The organism is Rubritalea tangerina (genome assembly GCF_042683245.1).
GTDB classification, from domain to species: domain Bacteria; phylum Verrucomicrobiota; class Verrucomicrobiia; order Verrucomicrobiales; family Akkermansiaceae; genus Rubritalea; species Rubritalea tangerina.
This window is the reverse complement of the sequence record NZ_JBHUJB010000011.1, coordinates 36,848-52,561: the sequence shown is the minus strand read 5'-3', so window position 1 is coordinate 52,561 and position 15,714 is coordinate 36,848. Positions and strand designations below refer to the sequence as shown.

At 49.9% G+C, this 15,714-nt stretch carries 13 protein-coding genes; 12 read left to right on the top strand and 1 reads right to left on the bottom strand.

Translation table 11 applies throughout. The annotated features are described in order from the left end of the window. The first annotated feature begins 179 nt into the window (after nucleotides 1-179). The 7 genes from ACFSW8_RS02145 to ACFSW8_RS02115 are packed head-to-tail and all read left to right on the top strand — an operon-like array spanning nucleotide 180 to nucleotide 7,571. Nucleotides 180-1,499, top strand: coding sequence for a V-type ATP synthase subunit B (locus ACFSW8_RS02145; RefSeq protein ID WP_377089237.1), 1,320 nt, complete (start codon nucleotides 180-182; stop codon nucleotides 1,497-1,499). After that, nucleotides 1,496-2,119 (top strand): V-type ATP synthase subunit D, encoded by a 624-nt coding sequence (locus ACFSW8_RS02140; RefSeq protein ID WP_377089238.1) that lies wholly within the window; start codon nucleotides 1,496-1,498, stop codon nucleotides 2,117-2,119. Before ACFSW8_RS02145 ends, ACFSW8_RS02140 begins: the two co-directional genes overlap by 4 nt. Further along, on the top strand, nucleotides 2,116-3,882 hold the full coding sequence (locus tag ACFSW8_RS02135; protein ID WP_377089239.1) for a V-type ATP synthase subunit I: 1,767 nt from the start codon (nucleotides 2,116-2,118) through the stop codon (nucleotides 3,880-3,882). The genes ACFSW8_RS02140 and ACFSW8_RS02135 overlap by 4 nt, the downstream gene beginning before the upstream one ends. A 2-nt stretch (nucleotides 3,883-3,884) precedes the next feature. Beyond that, nucleotides 3,885-4,331 carry an ATP synthase subunit C gene (locus ACFSW8_RS02130; RefSeq protein ID WP_377089240.1) on the top strand — a complete coding sequence of 149 codons (447 nt, stop codon included), beginning with the start codon at nucleotides 3,885-3,887 and terminating at the stop codon, nucleotides 4,329-4,331. A 4-nt stretch (nucleotides 4,332-4,335) separates the two neighbouring features. Beyond that, complete coding sequence (locus ACFSW8_RS02125; protein ID WP_377177319.1) at nucleotides 4,336-5,004, top strand: hypothetical protein; 669 nt, start codon at nucleotides 4,336-4,338, stop codon at nucleotides 5,002-5,004. Beyond that, on the top strand, nucleotides 5,004-5,699 hold the full coding sequence (locus ACFSW8_RS02120; protein WP_377089242.1) for a DUF2764 family protein: 696 nt from the start codon (nucleotides 5,004-5,006) through the stop codon (nucleotides 5,697-5,699). The genes ACFSW8_RS02125 and ACFSW8_RS02120 overlap by 1 nt, the downstream gene beginning before the upstream one ends. Nucleotides 5,700-5,726: 27 nt before the next feature. Continuing rightward, the gene (locus ACFSW8_RS02115) at nucleotides 5,727-7,571 is read left to right on the top strand and encodes a V-type ATP synthase subunit A (protein ID WP_377089243.1); all 1,845 of its coding nucleotides are present in this window, start codon (nucleotides 5,727-5,729) and stop codon (nucleotides 7,569-7,571) included. A gap of 16 nt (nucleotides 7,572-7,587) precedes the next feature. Here the strand turns inward: ACFSW8_RS02115 and ACFSW8_RS02110 are convergent, their stop codons facing one another. Next, on the bottom strand, nucleotides 7,588-8,691 hold the full coding sequence (locus tag ACFSW8_RS02110; protein WP_377177317.1) for a substrate-binding domain-containing protein: 1,104 nt from the start codon (nucleotides 8,689-8,691) through the stop codon (nucleotides 7,588-7,590). 326 nt (nucleotides 8,692-9,017) lie between these two features. Here ACFSW8_RS02110 and ACFSW8_RS02105 point away from each other — a divergent pair, with 326 nt between their 5' ends. The 5 genes from ACFSW8_RS02105 to ACFSW8_RS02085 all read left to right on the top strand — a co-directional run bounded on the left by ACFSW8_RS02105 (nucleotide 9,018) and on the right by ACFSW8_RS02085 (nucleotide 15,691). Then, entirely contained in the window at nucleotides 9,018-10,631 is a 1,614-nt protein-coding gene (locus tag ACFSW8_RS02105) for a divalent metal cation transporter (RefSeq protein WP_377089246.1), read from the top strand. A 13-nt stretch (nucleotides 10,632-10,644) separates the two neighbouring features. After that, nucleotides 10,645-11,697, top strand: a complete 1,053-nt coding sequence (locus tag ACFSW8_RS02100) for a Gfo/Idh/MocA family protein (protein WP_377089247.1) — start codon at nucleotides 10,645-10,647, stop codon at nucleotides 11,695-11,697. A gap of 33 nt (nucleotides 11,698-11,730) precedes the next feature. Then, the gene (locus tag ACFSW8_RS02095) at nucleotides 11,731-12,609 is read left to right on the top strand and encodes a sugar phosphate isomerase/epimerase family protein (RefSeq protein ID WP_377177315.1); all 879 of its coding nucleotides are present in this window, start codon (nucleotides 11,731-11,733) and stop codon (nucleotides 12,607-12,609) included. A gap of 70 nt (nucleotides 12,610-12,679) precedes the next feature. Continuing rightward, nucleotides 12,680-13,387: a 3-keto-disaccharide hydrolase gene (locus ACFSW8_RS02090; protein ID WP_377089249.1), complete on the top strand. Its 708-nt coding sequence runs from the start codon at nucleotides 12,680-12,682 to the stop codon at nucleotides 13,385-13,387. A 39-nt stretch (nucleotides 13,388-13,426) separates the two neighbouring features. Next, a complete protein-coding gene (locus ACFSW8_RS02085) occupies nucleotides 13,427-15,691 on the top strand; it encodes a DUF7133 domain-containing protein (RefSeq protein ID WP_377089250.1) in 2,265 nt (754 codons plus the stop codon). Nucleotides 15,692-15,714: the final 23 nt, after the last annotated feature.

Sequence of the window (15,714 nt, the reverse complement as noted above, 5' to 3'; positions counted from 1 at the left end):
TATGCTTAGATGTCAAACATTTCACAGTTGAGTCCTCGTCACTCAAAGGAATGATATCCTTAATGAAACTTGAGCGAATGATCGGATTAATCCATTGACGTACAATGTCTCAATGGTGTTACATGGTAGTCTGCATTTTTGTTATATATTTCTAACAACTAAACGATGAGAGGGATGAGATGATAGCGCAATTAACGAGGCACACCCGTCTGCTAGAGATAGTGGGTGACATGATAAAGGTGAAGGCGCGAGGAGTAGCGTTAGGTGACTTGGCGACGGTGGAGAATGTGTCAGGGGATCGTTCGTTAGCGAGGGTGGTGGAGATGGATGGTGAGCTTGTTAGTTTACAGGTATTTACGGGAAGCAAGGGGTTATCGACAGATGCGCAAGTGAGATTTTTAGGTCATCCTCAGGAGGCGGTATTTTCGGAGGCTATCTTGGGGAGGATTTTTAATGGTGCGGGTGAGCCTACGGATGGGAAGCCTGAGTTAACTTATGAGCGCAGGATTGAGGTTGATTCACCGACGGTGAATCCGATGAAGCGGGTGGTGCCAGACAAGATGATTGAGACGAATGTGCCGATGATTGATGTGTTTAATTGTTTGGTAGAGAGTCAGAAGATTCCTATTTTTTCGGTAGCTGGGGAGCCTTTCAACGAGTTGTTAGCGCGCATTGGTTTTCAGGCGGATGCGGACATTGTCGTTTTTGGGGGGATGGGATTAATCTTTGATGATTATTATTTCTTTCGGCAGGCATTTGAGGATCACGGTGTGTTTCACCGGACGATTATGTATGTGAATCAGGCATCGGATCCGATTGTTGAGCGTTTGATGGTGCCGGATTTGGCATTGGCTGTGGCAGAGAAGTTTGCGGTGGAAGAGGGCAAGCGGGTCTTAGTTTTATTGAGTGACATGACATCGTATGCGGATGCGATGAAGGAGATTGGGGTGTCATTGGAGCGGATCCCAGCGACGCGTGGGTACATGGGGGATTTGTATACCCAATTAGCTCGGCGGTATGAGAAGGCCTGCGATTTTGAGGGGGCGGGATCGGTGACGGTATTGACGGTGACGACGATGCCAGGTGGGGATGTGACGCATCCAGTACCAGATAATACTGGGTACATTACCGAGGGGCAATTCTATCTCCACGATGGGATCATTGACCCTTTTGGGTCGCTCTCACGCCTGAAGCAAAATGTCATTGGGAAGTCTACGCGGGAGGACCATTCACAAGTGATGAACACGATGATTCGTCTCTATTCCGAGAGTCAGGAAGCTGAGAAGAAGAAGGCGATGGCATTTGATCTTTCGGAGTTTGATGAGAAGTTAGTGCGTTTCGGCAAATTTTTTAAGAAACGCTTTATGGATGTGAAGGCCACGATGACTTTGGTGGAGGCCTTGGATTTATGTTGGGCGACGCTGGCTGAGTGCTTTGAAGCGGACGAGTTACTGATGAAGCAAGAGCTAATAGATAGGTATTTTCCGGTGTCGCGATGAGCAAATTGACGTTAAGCAAGAGTGGACTACAGCGTGAGCGCGAGAGCTTAAAGCTTTACCGCAAGGTGTTGCCTTCTCTTGACTTGAAGCGTCAACAACTACTGGGCGAGCACAAGAAGGCGGAGCGTGAGTATCAGGAATTATTGGCTTCATTTGAGCCCTATGCGAGGGAGGTGGCGGAACGTGTTCCGATGTTAGCGAGTCCAGGGATTGATCTGAGTCAATACATCAGCTTAAAGGATTATCAGAAAGGCGAGGAGAACATTGTTGGGGTGAAGGTCCCGAGTTTGGATTCATTGGAATTTGAGCTCGTTGATTATGCGTACTTGGGGACACCACATTGGTTTGATCATGCGATTGAGGCATTGAAGCAATTCACGGAGTTAAAGATTCGGGCTCAGATAGCAGGTGAGAGGGTGGATGCCTTATACAAAGCGGCACGTAAGATCACCCAACGGGTGAATCTCTTTGATAAGATTTTGATTCCGAGAGCGGAAGCTAACATCAAAAAGATCCAGATTCATTTGGCGGATGCTGAGAGGTCTGCGGTGGTGCAATCTAAGTTAGCGAAGGCGAAGTCACATCGCATAACGGAAGCATTGAAAGGGGGCGGGGTATGAGTATTGTAGCGCTCAAATCATTGGTCCTTATTGGATTTAGTGAGCAAAAGGAAGCTGTCTATGAGGCTCTGCAAGAATTGGGATGTTTGCATTTGGTTTCATTGGACTCTGCGAGTGGGGGGGTGAGTAATGTTGCTCTAGGTGATGCTACCATTGAGGCATGGCAATTGTTGAAGCGTTGGCATATTGATGGCACTCGGCCAGCGTCGGTTGGGCAGTTGAGCCTGATGGAGGTTCAGGAACGGGCGCTCGAGTTAGAGCAGAGAATGGAGCGACTCAATGATGAGTTAGAGTTGGTAGAGGCGCGGATTAAAGAAGTGGAGCCATGGGGGGACTTTGAGTTCTCGAGTCTCGAGTCGATGGGTGGGCTGTCTCTGTGGTTTTACTTGATTCCGCACCATCGGGTTAGCGAGTTAAGTGACTTAGATTGGGTGTGGCAGGAAGTGGGGAAGGATCACAGGCACTGCTATGTGGTTGTGATTGCGCGAGACGAGCCACTAGGTTTTGAGAGTGAACGGCAGCATCTAGGAAAAGATTCGCTGAGTACTTTACGTGGGAGGAAGGCGGAGGTGGAAGACGCTCTATCCCATGCTCAGATAGAAGGAGCGGAGCTCGCTCGTGAATTACCGCGTTTTGTGGAGCACATCATGCAGCTACAGGATGTTGGGGAGCGCAGTCGCGCGGTGCAGATGGGGTATGAAGGTGCTGGGATGTTTGCTGTGAAAGCTTGGGTGCCAGGCGAGAAAGTGGAAACTGTGCAGGAGGTGGCTGATGGGTATCAACTTGCTCGTGTAGTAGAGGATGTTAGGGATGACGAGCAACCGCCAACTTTATTCGAGAATCCAGCATCGACCCAGGTGGGTGAGTCACTGATTAGTTTTTATATGACGCCGAGTTATCGGCTTTGGGACCCTTCTTTTGTAGTGCTCTATTCGTTCACGTTATTTTTTGCGATGATCATGTCGGATGCTGGGTACGGGGTGGTGATGGCTGTTTTGTTAGGTGTTTTTTGGAAGCGGATTGAGTCTGCGAATGTGAAACATTTGTGTTTATTGCTAACGATAAGCACATTGGTTTGGGGTGTGCTTGTGGGGTCATATTTCGGGATTGAGCCCGATGGTGGATCATTGTTCGGGATGTTGCATGTGTTAGATATGCAAGACATGGACGGAATGATGGCTCTCTCGATTGTGATTGGAGCAGTGCATATCATGTTAGCGAATGCAATTGATGCATGGAGGTTGAGGAGGTCTGCGGCGGCTTGGGCACCACTTGGCTGGATAGTGGTATTATTTAATGCCTTGATGATTTATCTGGGCGGCAGCCATGAGGGGCTAAAGACTGCTGGAGGGGTTGGGATCGTGACTGGCTTGGTAATGATTGTGATCTTTACAGGTGCAGGCCAAGGGCACGGTGTGATGAAGCAGTTAGGTACTGGGGCGATGGCTTTGACAAAGTTATCTGAGGCATTTGGCAACGTGCTCAGCTATCTGCGCCTATTTGCTTTGGGTGTGGCATCTGCGGCCTTAGCAGGGGCGTTTAACGACTTGGCGAGTCAGGCCAACGCGAGTGTGAAGGGGTTGGGTTTTTTGCTGGCGATTGTGATTCTTTTAGTCGGCCACACCTTAAATTTTATTTTGGCCATCATGAGTGGCTTCATTCACGGGCTTAGGCTCAATTTGATCGAATTTTTTAACTGGAGCGTGGGAGAAGAAGGATACGCGTTTCGTGCATTTAAGAAAAAAAATAAACCAACAAACTAATCATGGATCAATTCATTATTGTACTCGGCTGGGTGGGCATATTTTCGCCTGTGGCATTGGGAGCTATTGGCAGCGTCATTGGATGTTCACGGGCTGGGCAGGCGGCTTGCGGGGCGATGTTAGAAACTGAAAGTGGGCATGGGAGGTTTGCTGGTGTATCAGCGATGCCTTCCTCTCAGACGATTTTGGGGATTGTGGTGACCTTGACACTCAATAAGCCGGTGACGCTGGCGAATGGTCCAGGGATTTTTGCGATTGGTTTTTTAACTGGTCTGGCTTTGTTAGTATGTGCTGCGGCGCAGGGGAGTTGTTGTGCGGCATCGATCAATGCATCAAAGCACAAGCCGGAGATCTTTGGGTTGTCGATAGCTCCTGCGGCGATAGTTGAGGGCTTTGCAGTGTTCGCGTTTGTATTTGCCTTGGTGTTGGCTGGAAGTTTACCGGAGTAATGTGATGAGTGAAGTGAGCACTGAGAATACAGCGTCTGGAGTCAAGGAACTGATAGAGAAAATTCGGCATGAGGGAGTGGCGTCGGCCGAGAAGGAGGCAGCTAGCATATTGCACGATGCGAAGCGAGAGGCTGCCAGCATCATAGCGTCTGCAAAGTCAGATTCAGCGCAAATGCTAGAAGAGGCTAGGCAGACGATAGAGACTGAAAAGCATGCGACAGAAGAGGCCATTAAGCTCGCCGCACGTGACACGATCAAGGAATTAGGTGAGGGAGTGAGTCGGGCATTTGACAGGCAATTGCAGCGATTTATTCACAAGGAATTGGCGGATGAGACCTTGTTACGGGAATTAGTGATTGCGATAGGTGGGCAGGCGTCCGAGTCCGTGGCGCAGCATGATGCAGTGGAGGTACTATTGCATTACGAAGAGGGGGATGAAGTTGCAGAGAAGCGAATACACGATTTAATTTTTCATTTATCCCAGGAGTCTTTTCGGGAGGGGATGACATTACGCCCTGAAGCGTGTGGTCAGAATGGAGTGACAATCAACATTGTTGGAGATGATTTGAGAGTTGAGATCACGGAAGAGACGCTCACGGAATTATTAACGCACCAGCTCCTACCTCGATACCGGAGTATTTTGCGCAGTACGAATCCTGATTTTACGAAGTAATGATGAGACCGAGTGCCCGCTATTATACTTTGGTTGCGAGTTTGCCGCACTTGCCTCGGATTGGTCAGGTGAAGGAGCGCATTCCGATTAACAAAACTCAGATGAAGAAGCGCTTCAGGATGCTGAGTGATGAGGACCGAGAGGTGGTGACAGTGGCGTGGCGTTTTATCGCGTGGGAGCATCAGAAGGCTAAGGTTCAAGATGGTGCAATCATCAAGGAATATGAGAGTTTGTTAGAGGAGCACCCCCACCCGGCCTTACGGAGGACGATGGAGTTCAGAATGAATCTGAGGACAATTTTAGCGGGTTTTCGGAGGCGCCAAGCTGGGGCTAAGGACGCTCCGGTAGGAGCGGAGGGCTTTGGAGGAAAGTGGGGGAGGCACATCTGCAAGTACTGGCATGATGAGGATTTTAAGCTTGGGTCTGTTTATCCATGGGTCCGCGAGATGCAGCGCTATTTAGCTGAAGGGGATTCACTAAAGTTAGAGGCATTAGTGATCAATACGATATGGGATGACCTTGATAGGATGTGCCAGGATGTGGCATTTAGTTTAGAGCATGTGATCGCATTTATATTTAAATGGGACATGTTAGATAGGTGGTTGGATTATTCGATTCCGGCTGCGCAGAGAAATTTTGAATCACTGACGGACAAGTTACTTGCAGCACATGCGGGTGAGGGCGCCGGAGAATAGATAAGAGCGATGAAGTTAGATGAGAGAATGAGGAAAGCCAGGGTGATAGCGGCCAAGGAGAGTCTTGTGACAGTGGAGACGAATGGTGATCCGATTGTGAAGAATGAGGTTGGGTATATTCAATTAGAGAGGGAGAAGTTGAAGGCCGAGGTGCTCAGAGTGCGTGGCAACACGGCCGACATGCAGGTGTTTGAGGACACGAGGGGTGTGAAGATTGGAGATGAGGTAGAACTGACAGGTGAAATGCTATCAGCGGAGTTGGGACCAGGATTGTTAGGTTCTGTCTTTGATGGGCTTCAAAACCCACTGCAGAGGTTGGCGGACGAGCATGGTTTTTTCTTACCACGTGGTGTTTACCCAGACCCCTTGGACAGGGATCGGAGGTGGGAGTTCAAGCCTGAGGTGAGTGTGGGGGATAGAGTGGTAGCGGGGGCTGTGTTAGGGCACGTTGATGAGGGGATTATTCGGCACCGTGTGATGGTGCCATTTCGCGAGGTCGAGGCGATGGAAGTGGTTGAGGTGATGGAGGGAAGCTACCGGGTAGACGAGGTGGTAGTGCGTTTGCGGAGGGGGGATGGGAGTTTACTTGAGTTAGATATGATTCGGCGTTGGCCAGTTCGGCAGGCTTTGCCGCAGAAGATGTTTCAGAAGCGGTATTCTGAGCGATTGTATCCGAGTGAGCCACTGACGACGACGATACGCATCATCGACACGTTTTTTCCTATGGCGCGTGGTGGAACTGGGTGTATCCCGGGACCATTTGGTGCGGGCAAGACGGTGCTACAGAGTTTGGTAGCGCGTTATTCTACAGTGGATGTGGTGATTATTGTGGCTTGTGGTGAGCGGGCAGGAGAGGTGGTAGAGACGATACATGAATTTCCTAACACCAAGGATCCTAGAACAGGAGGTTCCTTGATGGATAGAACGATCATCGTGTGTAATACCTCTTCAATGCCTGTGGCAGCGCGCGAGTCATCTATCTACACTGGTGTGACACTGGGTGAGTACTATCGGCAGATGGGGCTGGATGTGCTATTGATTGCCGATTCAACATCGCGATGGGCACAGGCGATGCGGGAGACATCAGGTCGGATGGAGGAGATTCCAGGGGAAGAAGCGTTTCCGGCGTACTTGGATTCATCGATCAAGAACCTCTATGAACGTGCGGGGGTGCTGCGAAATTCCGTGGGTGAGATTGGGAGTTTGACGATGATTGGCACGGTGTCGCCGGCGGGTGGTAATTTTGAGGAACCAGTGACTCAGGCGACTTTGGGGACGGTCAAAGATTTCCTAGGGCTCTCGTATGACCGCGCCTACAAGCGATTTTACCCCGCGATTGATCCATTGATTTCGTGGTCTAGGTACTTGGAGCAACTGGCTCCATGGTACTCTGAGCATCTCAGTCACGAATGGGTAAGCGAGGTGCAGGCCTTTACAGAATTGTTGCATCAGGGGGATAGTATTTATCAAATGATGCAAGTGACTGGGGAGGAAGGTATCACGATGGACGACTTTGTGATGTGGCAGAAAGCAACTCTGTTAGATATGGTGTACTTGCAGCAAGATGCTTTTGATAAAGTGGATGTTTCAGTTTCACGTGAGCGGCAGGTGAAGAGCTTTCAATTTTTGAGGGAGTTGATCAACAGTGCGTATGACTTTAGCACGAAGCAAGAAGTTCGGGAGTATTTCACTAAGTTGACTGGGCTCTATAAGAACTGGAATTACAGTGCTGAGGGGACTGATGCGTACCAGAAGTATTTTAGAGAAATGCAGGATTTAGCTCGCGAGAACTATTTGGTGCAGAGGGATCCGCACATGGGAGAGGATGCCCTGTTAGGTGAGCAAGCGATAGGAGAATCTGGTAGCGAGTAGTGGGGCAGTGTGGGGCTTATCTGAAGTCACCTGGAGTTTTTCCGGTCATTCGTTTTACGAAGTTTGAGAGTCCGGAGGCTTCGGAGAAACCGGCTTGGTGAGCGACGCTTTCGATAGAGGCCGAGCCATCTCTGAGGAGTTCGATAATGGCTTTGATTCGGATGTCGCGAATGAGAGCGGCAGGGCTGGTTTGGGTGCATTTTTCGAAGGCGCGTTCGAGTCCTCGACGGGAGACCCCACAGGACTGGGCGAGGGTTGAGACGCTGGTGTTTTTGAGTGGCCTAGCTGCGAGGTAATCGAGAGCCTTTTGGTAAGTGAGCATGGCTTTGTTCACTTCATGGCTGGATTCGCGGACGATGAGTTGGGCTGGTTGCAACGCATAGTGGGCTTCCGGCTTCAGGATTCCGAGTTGTTTAGCGAGGCTGATGGCAGCTGCTCTTCCTATGTCCGCGCCTTTGAGGTCGATGCTGCTCAGTGAGGGGCTGGAGCTTTCACAGAGCAAGCGGTCGTTATCGACGCCAATGATTGCGATTTCGTCAGGGATGGACAAGCCGAGCAGGTGTGCGGCATTGATGACATCACGTCCTGCTTGGTCGTTGCAGGCGAGGATTCCGCAGGGTTTTGGGATAGGTTTGAGCCATTGGGCAATTTGCTCGACGGCTTTCCAGCTCTGTCGGGTTTCTTCGGGGAGGCTGAGAGTTTCGTTACTCACTGCGCGTGCGGTAGCATATGAGTGGAAGGAGCGACGGCGGGCCTCAGACCACATGACGCCGTCCCAGTGGACAAAGCCCCAGTAGCCTAAGTTAAGGAGGCTGAACTCTTCGCCGGCGAGTCTGCCGATGGCTTGGTCATCGACGGTGGGGCCGTTGATGTATTCGGCGGAATCATCTTCACTGGCCCTGATAAATACTGAGGGAATGGGAAGTTGGGTGATAGAGCGGGCGAGTTCGGGGTTGAGCCCACGAGCGATGATGCCATCAAAGTGGGTGTGTTGGATGTATTCACTGAGTTCGCTGAAGGTGATCTGAGGGGTGATGCAACGGATGTCCCAATTTGAGAATTCTGAACGCATAGAGAGAACACCGCGCAGCACCTCAAGTGAGAAGAAGCCCGAGGACATGCCGATGAATAGAATTCTTTGGGATTTGTTGCTTTTTGTCACTGTTGTCGCAATATGAAATAATTTTCAATACGGGTCAATCTTATAAAGTTTATCTAAAAAATGATTAATTATAGTGATGGTGGGCGTTTGTTCTGACGATTGAATGAAGGCCTGTTCGTGAGTTTGTGTCGTAATATGTAAATCATCGCTGCGCAGGGCATGATTGTGGGATGCTGCGTGGAACTGCAATGTCTATGGCCGCTATCCATAGGGATTGAGATGGTTCTTCTCAAGATGGATTGGAGTGCGTACCTTGTTAGAGGTGCAATGATAGAAGCAAAGATATGGAGGATTTACAGCGAGCAAGAGAAGGTGGATTTTTAACGAAGTTAGGGATCTACGCTAAGTTATCGGGGCCTGGCTGGGTTCAGGCGGCGGTGACATTGGGTGGCGGTTCATTGGTGGGGGCTTTGTATTTGGGGGTGATTGGGGGGTATGAGTTTTTGTGGTTACAGCCATTGGCGATGTTATGCGGGATCATTATGCTATCGGCAATTTCCTATGTCACCCTTTCTACGGATGAGAGACCCTTTAGGTTAGTGGAGAAGAAGGTGTCTCCGTCCTTAGCATGGGGGTGGTTGATAGCAACAGTGGTGGCAGACACGGTATTTTGTGCAGCGCAATTTAGTTTAGGCAGGGGGGCCTTGGAGGGGAATTTGGGAGTTGATGTGAACCCCTATGTGATCACAGGTAGCTTTTTTGTGATAGCACTTTCCTTGTTAGGTATTTCCCAAAGAGGGGGGAAGGCTTCGGCTATATTGGATAACACCTTGAAGGGCTTAGTTGCTGTCATTGTGCTCGCATTCATGGCAGTGGTGGTGACATTGGTATCAAAAGGCGCTGTGGATATGGGGCATTTATTCAGAGGATTGGTGCCTGACTTTTCAGCCCTATTTAGGCCGACTGAGCAGATCGGGGCAGCGATCGGGGCAACGGGTGATGCATCTGGGTACTGGACTGAGTACGTGACCGCTGAGCAACGCAGTAAGATTATTTCAGCTTTTGGAACAGCAGTAGGGATTAACATGACCTTTTTGTTGCCCTATTCATTGAAGAAGAAGGGCTGGAGGAAGCAACATAGAGAGCTTTCTCGTTATGACTTGGTGCTGGGTTTATTTGTTCCCTTTATCTTGGGGGCGTCAGCATTGGTGATAGCATCGGCATCTAGCTTTCATGCGAAGTACGCAGATGTGTTAGATGATGCGGGGAAGCCTCTACCGAAAATGGAGGGGATCTATTATGAGGTGATTGACAAGAAATTGGCGGCTGAGCACGTAGGTTTTGCGGAGTTTGGTGGGGAGCAGAAATCGGAGTTGCGTGCAGGGGTGCCGATGGCTGAGCGTCAGCTTGCAGCGATGCTTTCGAACCGCAAGGCAAGTAATTTGGCGAGTTCACTGGAGCCCTTTTTAGGGAAGTACGCTCAATTAATTTTTGGGGTAGGGGTGTTGGCGATGGCGATATCGACGATGTTAGTGCACATGATGATGAATGGCTATGCGATCAGTGAGGCGGTGAACAAGGTTGGAAGTGCAAAGGTGTTCATGTTAGGGGCAGCGATGCCTGCAGTAGCTGGATTATTTTCACCTATTTTATGGGCTGGGGAATCGAAGGCTGCGATGGCGGTGCCGGCGTCTGTGATTGCGACGACATTATTGCCGATAGCGTATTTGGCCTTTTTATTATTGATGAATTCGAAGTCGGTCTTGGGTGATGAAATGCCGAGGCGTCGCGGTGTGATCAACGTGCTGATGGTGCTGTCTGCTGGTGTGGCATCATTTGCTTCGATTTGGGCCCTGAGTGGCAAGGGGGTGCCCGGGCAGGTGGGTATGGGGGCGCTGGCTATTTTGGTAGTGGTGGGTGTGTTAGGATTTGTGAAGCGCAACCGAGCAGAACAATAAAAGGATAAGACAGATGAAATTTGGAATTATTGGTACAGGGATGATCGCGCATTTTCATGCACGAGCGATTCAGGCGATGCAGGGGAGTGAGTTGGTAGCGTGTTATGGGCGAGATCGTGAAAAGGTGGATGCTTTTGCGGCGGAATACGGGGTGGAGGGGTTCACAGATAGAAAGGCTTTTTTCTCTGAGGGAGGCATGGAGGTGGTGACGATAGCGACACCATCGGGGGCGCATGAGGAGCCAGCGATTGAGGCGATGCGTGCGGGTAAGCACGTGGTGTGCGAGAAGCCCTTGGAAGTGACGTTAGAGAAGATTGACAGGATGGTGACCGAGGCTGAGAAGCAAGAGGTGGTATTGGCAGCAATATTGAACCGTCGCTTTAACGAGCCGATTGAGTTGATGAAGGATGCGGTGGAGGAAGGGCGATTTGGTAAGTTGTCCTTGGTAGAGGCATCGATTAAGTGGTACCGTGACCAAGCGTATTATGATTCTGCTGGGTGGCGTGGGACTTGGGCTTTAGATGGAGGGGGTGCGTTGATGAATCAGTCGATTCACATCATTGACCAACTTTTGTACATTGTGGGAGGGGTCACGCGTGTATCAGCAAGTATGGGGTGTGTTGCTCATGAGAGGATCGAAGTAGAAGATACCGCAGTGGCTATTTTAGAATTTGAGAATGGGGCGCGGGGGGTGATACAGGGTTCGACAGCTTGTTATTCGAGTGATGGGCACCCAGCAGAGGTGAATGTCTGTGGTAGCAAGGGGAGTGTCTTTCTAGCTGATGAAGTGTTTAAAGTTTGGGACTTTGAGCAAGACGATGCAGTAGATGCGTATGTGGCGGAGCGATACATGGACGGAGGAGCTGGTCCCGGGCTTGGGGCAAATGACCCCAATGCGATCAACTTCATTGGGCATCAGCGGAATTTTGAAGAGGTAGTCGAAGCGATAAAAGAAGGGCGTGAGCCGAGTGTCTCAGGGAGTGAGGCGCGCAAGGCTGTGGCTTTGATTCGCGCTATTTATGAGAGTGCTCAGAATGATGGGCGTTGGGTCAGGCTTGTTGAGTAATTGTGTATTGTATAGAAGATGAGTGAAGAGAGAATGAAGCGTTATCAATTATCAGGTTTTGCCGACGAGGCCGGGCGTTCGATCGAGACGCAGATAAATGCGCTGAAGGCATTAGGGTGGTGTCAGCTGTCGGCGCGTGGCATTGATGGGACAAATATCCATGACCTCAGTGAGGATGATTTTGAGAGGGTGGCCAGTGCGGTGGAGGAAGCTGGGATTGAGGTGGTAGAATTTGGTTCATTGATTGGGTCTTGGTCGAAGTCGATTCATAGTGATTTTGATCTGACCTTGGGTGAGGTGGAGCGATGTATTCCGAGGATGCAGCGGCTTGGGACAAAAATCGTGCGGGTGATGTCGTATGCACAAGAACCTTGGGGGGAAGAGCAGTATGTGGCTGAGCGCGTGAGGCGTCTGAGTGAAGTGGTGTCGCGATTTAGCGATGCAGGTATCACTGTAGCCCATGAGAACTGCATGAATTATGGTGGGTTTAGCAGTGCGCACACGCTTGAGTTAGTGGAGAAAGTGGAAGGCATGAAGTTGATTTTTGACACTGGAAATCCAGTGTTTCAGCGTGACCGTTCGCATTCTGATCCACAGCCGTGGCAGGACGCCTACGCATTTTACGAGGCAGTGAGGGAGCTGGTGGTGCATGTGCACGTGAAGGATTGTCTGAATCCAGTACGCGATGGGGTTGAGCCAGAATATACCTTTCCAGGTGAAGGTCAGGGGCAGGTAGAGAGAATAATGAAGGATCTCTTGGGGCGCGGCTATAGTGGGAGTATTGCAATCGAGCCGCATGTGGCGACGGTATTTCACGCGCAGGAATCTGAAGTGGACTGGAGGCAATGCTACGAGAGCTTTGTGCATTATGGTCGGGCTTTTGAGAGTTTGCTGGGGGATTGCGTGAAGTGATGTCGCAAAATGTGAGTTTGGATTGCGAATTGTGGACTATAAATCGGGATAAATAGGCGTATGGTAGGGTATGTCTATTTACCAATTGGGATCAAAGGGAGCGATAGCGATCGTGATGGCAGCAGGCGCTGTAAGTCATCAAGCTGTAGCTGAGGAGGCGTCACAGGGCAAGGTAGAGCTCTTTAACGGCAAAGATCTGACGGGCTGGAAAGTGGTTGGTGGTAATGGGGAGTTCAAGGTTGAGGATGGTTGTATCGTGGGGTTTGGAAAGAACATCCGCGGGAATACATTTTTACGGACGGAGAAGACCTACAAGGATTTTGAGTTTTGCTATGAGTTCAAGTTCGATGACTTGAGTGGGAATTCTGGGGTAATGTTTCGAGCGAACCAGAAGCCATCTGATGATGGCAATGGGAGGGTGTTTGGTTACCAATGTGAGGCGTGTAATACGAAGGGGAGAGCTTGGACCGCTGGCATTTTTGACGAGGCGCGAAGGGGGTGGCTTTACCCTGTGAAGAAAGGGACAGCAGAGCAAGAGAAGGTGCGTGACGCTTTTACCGAGCAGGGCAAGGCATTGTTTAAATGGGATGACTGGAATACCATTACGATTCGCTGTGAAGGCAACCGGATTCAGACTTGGCTTAATGGCGAGAAGCGCGCGGACTTCACGGATGAGGACAAGAAGCACGACACACGCGAGGGATTTTTTGGGCTTCAGGTGCACGGTGGGAAGTCATGCAATGTACGCTGGAGAAATCTCACATTGAAAGCGCTCTAATCCACAGGGAAGACAGAACATATTCGAACGACCGCAGCCATGTTTCGCCGAAGTGCCATACTTTTATTCGCAGCCAGTCAGCTTTGCTTAGCTCAGCAAGGAGATAAGAAGGGGCAGGAGCAGATAGATCCCATCCCAGCTGACAAGATTCCACCATCGCCTTTACTGAGTCAGGAGGAGGCTATGGATAGCTTTCAACTGACTGATGGCTTTGTGTTAGAGCCATTGGTGAAAGATGAATTGGTGCATATGCCTGTGGCGCTGTGTTTTGATGAAGATAGCAGGGCTTGGCTGGTGGAGATGACCCAGTACATGGCTGACCTCGATGGAAACGGAGAGGAAAAGCCGACTGGTAAGATTAAAGTGTTAGAGGACACTACTGGAGACGGAAAGTTGGATAAGGTGCGTGTTTTCTTGGACGGCTTGGTGATGCCACGGGCGGTGGCGGTGACAGGAGATGGAGTGCTTTACACTGATGCTGGCAAGCTGATGTTCATCAAGCGGGATGGAATTAAGCCAGTGGGGGAGGCGAGTGTGGTGGATGCGAAGTACGCCATAGGTGGCAATGCAGAGCATCAGGCGAATGGGTTAATCTATGGCAGGGATAACTGGTATTACAGTGCCAAGTGCGACAAGCGATTCAGACGCATTGATGGGAAGTGGGTCATGCAGAAAACGCATTTTCGTGGTCAATGGGGGATCACCCAAGACGATGCAGGACGGTTATACTACAACAATAACAGCACCTTGTTATTAGGAGATCAACATCGGCCAAATGTTTTTAGGCACCATCCCAAGTACACGCCTAAATATAAGACCACGCAGAGAGCAGCGAGTAATAGGGTGTACCCGATTCGCATGAACCCAGGGCTAAATAGAGCGTATCAGAAGGGTTTGTTAGATAATAATGGGAAGTTAGTCAATGCGACGGCAGCATCTGGTCCTACAATTTATCGAGGTGAGAATTTTCCTGAGAGTTACTATGGTTCTGCATTCATCCCTGAGCCAGGTGCGAACCTTGTAAAGTTGATAGATTTGAGTCGAGCGGCAGACAACAAGTTGCAAGGGAAGTTTCGCACTCAGAACTCGGAGTTTTTGGCATCGACTGATGAATGGTTTCGCCCAGTGAGCATGTATTCGGCACCTGACGGGACATTGTGGATGGTGGACATGTACTTTGGTTTACTTCAGCACAAGGCGTACATGACGACGTATTTACGTAAGCAATATGCGAGTCGCGGCTTGGACAAGCCTATGCAGAATAATGGTAGGTTGTATCGCATACGTTACCAGAAGAACCCATTGAACACGCCGATGCGTCTATCGGGTAAGTCGATGTTAGATCTGGTGATGCATTTGAGCCATAGCAATGGAGTGGTGAGAGACATTACACAACGAGTATTGGTGGAGCGTGTCGCGGATTCTGAGCAATTGGCGGAATTTAAGAAGCATGCGGGACAGCATTTGAATGGCAAGCATGCGAAGCTACACGCCTTATGGGTGTTGGAATCGACAGGAAGTATTCCAGCCAAGTTCATTGAGCAATGCTTGCAGTCGAAAGATGTTGAACTGAACGCTGCAGCATTGGAGCTTGCACATTTAGCGGATCGTTCTGTGGCTGAAGCTTTACAGAAGTATTCAGTAAAAACTCAGACAGCAGTATCCGCAGCATTGGCTTTGGGGCGTTTAGGTACTGAGAAAGGTTACCGCAGAGCCCAAGAAATTCAGCGTCAGCATGGTAAGTCCGTCGCTTATATTCCAGAGGCCTACGTAAGTGGTCTGGGTTTACAGATATCGGAGGCTGGTTCATGGGGGGCAGCTAAAGACAAGAAATTTCAGGCTCAGATGGGGGCATCATTGAGTGCGTTGAAGGGGCGGAAAGTGGTGAAGGCGCCAAAAGTCTTAGCTAAGGATAAAGCGAGTTTTGATAGAGGAGCTAAGATCTATGCAGGCAAAGCTGCATGTTCTGGTTGTCATGGAATGGAAGGGCAGGGGCAGCCCAATATGGGACCTCCACTCGCACCTTCTAACTGGGTTCAAGGCGACATTGAAGTACTTTCCAAGGTACTACTCCATGGTTTAGAAGGGCCGATTACAGTTAATGGCGAGAGTTTTAAGCTGCCACTGGCGATGCCGAAGTTTGGTCACTTAAGTAATGCTGAGCTAGCAGATGTGATGACATACGTCCGTCACCTCAAGGGAAACAAAGGAGGTGCGGTGAGTGAACAACAAGTTAGTACTGTTCGTGAGGCAACTAAAGGGAGAGTTAAAAACTACACTCAGAAAGAACTTAAGTTGAAGTAAAAAATAGGAGTGACATGCACAGT

What these genes read in the sequence shown, in the direction of transcription:
- ACFSW8_RS02110 (WP_377177317.1), bottom strand. Translation starts at nt 8,691, where the DNA reads ATGTCCTCGGGCTTCTTCTCACTTGAGGTGCTGCGCGGTGTTCTCTCT.
- ACFSW8_RS02125 (WP_377177319.1), top strand. Translation starts at nt 4,336, where the DNA reads ATGAGTGAAGTGAGCACTGAGAATACAGCGTCTGGAGTCAAGGAACTG.
- ACFSW8_RS02135 (WP_377089239.1), top strand. Translation starts at nt 2,116, where the DNA reads ATGAGTATTGTAGCGCTCAAATCATTGGTCCTTATTGGATTTAGTGAG.
- ACFSW8_RS02140 (WP_377089238.1), top strand. Translation starts at nt 1,496, where the DNA reads ATGAGCAAATTGACGTTAAGCAAGAGTGGACTACAGCGTGAGCGCGAG.
- ACFSW8_RS02130 (WP_377089240.1), top strand. Translation starts at nt 3,885, where the DNA reads ATGGATCAATTCATTATTGTACTCGGCTGGGTGGGCATATTTTCGCCT.
- ACFSW8_RS02100 (WP_377089247.1), top strand. Translation starts at nt 10,645, where the DNA reads ATGAAATTTGGAATTATTGGTACAGGGATGATCGCGCATTTTCATGCA.
- ACFSW8_RS02145 (WP_377089237.1), top strand. Translation starts at nt 180, where the DNA reads ATGATAGCGCAATTAACGAGGCACACCCGTCTGCTAGAGATAGTGGGT.
- ACFSW8_RS02090 (WP_377089249.1), top strand. Translation starts at nt 12,680, where the DNA reads ATGTCTATTTACCAATTGGGATCAAAGGGAGCGATAGCGATCGTGATG.
- ACFSW8_RS02095 (WP_377177315.1), top strand. Translation starts at nt 11,731, where the DNA reads ATGAAGCGTTATCAATTATCAGGTTTTGCCGACGAGGCCGGGCGTTCG.
- ACFSW8_RS02120 (WP_377089242.1), top strand. Translation starts at nt 5,004, where the DNA reads ATGATGAGACCGAGTGCCCGCTATTATACTTTGGTTGCGAGTTTGCCG.
- ACFSW8_RS02105 (WP_377089246.1), top strand. Translation starts at nt 9,018, where the DNA reads ATGGAGGATTTACAGCGAGCAAGAGAAGGTGGATTTTTAACGAAGTTA.
- ACFSW8_RS02085 (WP_377089250.1), top strand. Translation starts at nt 13,427, where the DNA reads ATGTTTCGCCGAAGTGCCATACTTTTATTCGCAGCCAGTCAGCTTTGC.
- ACFSW8_RS02115 (WP_377089243.1), top strand. Translation starts at nt 5,727, where the DNA reads ATGAGGAAAGCCAGGGTGATAGCGGCCAAGGAGAGTCTTGTGACAGTG.